Source organism: Halobacillus sp. (assembly GCF_049282395.1).
In the GTDB taxonomy this organism is placed as follows: Bacteria; Bacillota; Bacilli; order Bacillales; family Halobacillaceae; genus Halobacillus.
This window is the reverse complement of sequence record NZ_JBAPTY010000141.1, coordinates 1-2,693: the sequence shown is the minus strand read 5'-3', so window position 1 is coordinate 2,693 and position 2,693 is coordinate 1. Positions and strand designations below refer to the sequence as shown.

3 protein-coding genes are annotated in these 2,693 nt (G+C 44.0%); 2 read left to right on the top strand and 1 reads right to left on the bottom strand.

Annotated elements, in window-relative coordinates; translation table 11 throughout:
* Positions 1–226 precede the first annotated feature (226 nt).
* Positions 227–643: a universal stress protein gene (locus WAM07_RS06595; protein ID WP_422165741.1), complete on the bottom strand. Its 417-nt coding sequence runs from the start codon at positions 641–643 to the stop codon at positions 227–229.
* A 222-nt stretch (positions 644–865) separates the two neighbouring features.
* On the opposite strand from WAM07_RS06595, the gene WAM07_RS06590 reads away from it, so the two are divergent.
* Both WAM07_RS06590 and WAM07_RS06585 read left to right on the top strand, forming a co-directional pair.
* A complete protein-coding gene (locus WAM07_RS06590) occupies positions 866–2,326 on the top strand; it encodes a SulP family inorganic anion transporter (RefSeq protein ID WP_422165740.1) in 1,461 nt (486 codons plus the stop codon).
* Between the two features lie 22 nt (positions 2,327–2,348).
* Positions 2,349–2,693 (top strand): universal stress protein (locus WAM07_RS06585; protein ID WP_422165739.1); only part of this gene is annotated, 345 nt, incomplete at its 3' end.

Here is a 2,693-nt window from a genome sequence, read left to right as displayed (position 1 = left end):
GCAAGGTCCGGAGGGGGATGATGAAGACTCCTGCGGGATAAACATGATCGGTGAGACCCCGGAGAGCGTTAGCTCGAGGAGGCTCAGCACATGCCCGCGGAAAGCGAATCATCCCCCGCAGGACCTTTGCTCTCATAAAATATCTCGAAATTGAGTCTTCCACAATACGTCCCTATTGTGTAATAAGCCTCTTATGAAAAATAAACCATACACTTTAACGGGGCGCCTACTTAATAATCAGCACTGGACATTCAACCCTTTTCGCCACTTTGTGACTCACACTTCCCAGCACCATTTCCTGAAACGTATTCAGCCCCCTGCTGCCGATCACAACAACATCATAATGGTTTTCATTTACATGGCGGACAATGACCGGTCCAGGATCACCTTTTAATACTTTCACATCATAGTTCGTTCCTGCTTTTATAAATACTCCTTCGGTAGAAAATAGACGTCCTTTCCTTACCGTGGACAGGTTGGCCATATTCTCACTTAGCACATCACTTTTAGAAGTCGCGCCACTGATGGCATATAAAATGGTAATCTTTGAATCTTCTGATAGCTGGGCTAACTGCAGCGCATGTTCAGCAGCCCTCACCGCATGATTCGATCCATCTGAAGCTATAAGTATATGGGAAAACATTGGAACCGCCCCTCTTTTGCTATGCATTATTAAATCTTTGTTAATGATAACGCTTAACTAAAGGAAACCTATTGCAAAACATTTTTCTTTATTATAGTCTATTATAGTCAGTTATAAAAGAACGGTATTAAATCATAATTAAAATCACTAAATTAATTCATCTTATTAATCTGGCTGCTGTGAGACTTAGCGGTCTAAATAAAAAATAGAAAGAGGGTATGTATGTCAACTTTATCAATTAAAGACAATTGGCTCGGAAACGTAAAGGGTGATGTATTGTCAGGGGTCGTGGTTGCACTAGCCCTGATTCCAGAAGCCATTGCTTTCTCAATTATTGCAGGTGTAGATCCAATGGTCGGGTTGTACGCATCCTTTTGTATTTCCGTCGTGATTGCTTTTATGGGAGGACGCCCGGGAATGATCTCGGGGGCGACAGGTGCTATGGCTTTAGTCATGATTACCTTAGTTGCGCAGCACGGAATTGAATATTTGCTCGCCACAACGATCCTGACGGGTATACTACAGGTATTGTTCGGAGTCTTTAAGTTAGCTAGATTCATGCGATTTATTCCACGCTCCGTTATGGTAGGATTCGTGAATGCTCTAGGGATTTTAATTTTCACTTCCCAATTGCAGCACTTTGAGAATGAACCCTGGGTGATTTATGCATTAGTTGGGTTAACTTTAGCTATCATTTATCTATTTCCACTGGTTACCAAAACCATCCCTTCCACACTGGTCGCCATTGTGGTCGTATCCGCCATCGCGATATGGATGAACATTGGCGTTAGAACGGTTGGGGATATGGGAGAATTAACCCAAACGCTTCCTATGTTCGCTTTGCCCGATATGCCGCTGAATTTTGAAACCCTTATGATTATCTTCCCTTATGCTTTAGCGTTAACGATTGTCGGACTACTCGAATCCCTTCTTACGTCTTCCATCGTCGATGATATGACCGATACCGAAAGTGATAAAAACAAAGAAAGCCGCGGTCAAGGGTTCGCAAACATCGTCACGGGATTCTTTGGCGGCATGGCCGGCTGTGCGATGATTGGTCAGTCCGTCATTAATGTGAAGTCCGGCGGGAGTGGACGATTATCTTCGCTGGTGGCAGGCGTCGTGCTCATGTTTATGATTATCGTCTTAGGAGGAGTCGTCGTCCAGATCCCAATGGCCGCACTCGCGGGTGTCATGATCATGGTTTCCATTGGTACGTTTGACTGGAGCTCCGTCCGGAATATTCATAGAGTACCTCGTTCTGATGCGGCTGTCATGATTGTGACGGTATTAACGGTCGTCTTCACACACAACTTAGCCTACGGCGTACTTGCCGGTGTTGTGCTCAGCATGATTTTCTTTGCGGTTAAGATATCCAAGGTAAATGTATTAACGCTGTACGCAAACGAAGGAAAAAAACGGATTTATTATGTGCAAGGCCAGTTATTTTTTGCGTCCGTTACAGACTTTCTTAATTCGATCGATTTCAAAGATCATGTCGAAGAAGTGGTCATCGATCTCAACGACTCTCATTTATGGGATGACTCAGCCATTGGAGCTCTCGACAGTATCGAATCGAAGTTTGAACAAAACGGAATCCAGGTTAAATTCATCGGCTTGAATGGGGAGAGCTCCAGATTACTGGCTCGACTTGGGGGAGTATCCAAAGGTTCCGGTCACTAAATTATGAATAGGAGCATGATGTATGTTTAAGAATATTTTACTTGCAACGGATGGTTCTGACCATTCCCGTCGCGCAATCGATCAGACATTAAAGATGGTTTCCCCGCATAAGGAAGAGGTGCACATCGACCTTGTATATGTGGTGGATGGTGAAACATCTAAACAGGACGTATTAAACTATGGGGATTCTCATACAGCCACTAAGAAACGGAAAGAAAAGTTCCTGGATGTCATTCAATATGTGGAGTCCGCCGGTGTATCCACTAAGTTTCTGATGTTACATGGAGATCCCGCTGAAGAGATGATCGAATATGCCAATCAGGAAAATTATGATTGCGTGGTTATTGGAAGCCGTGGACGCAATAAG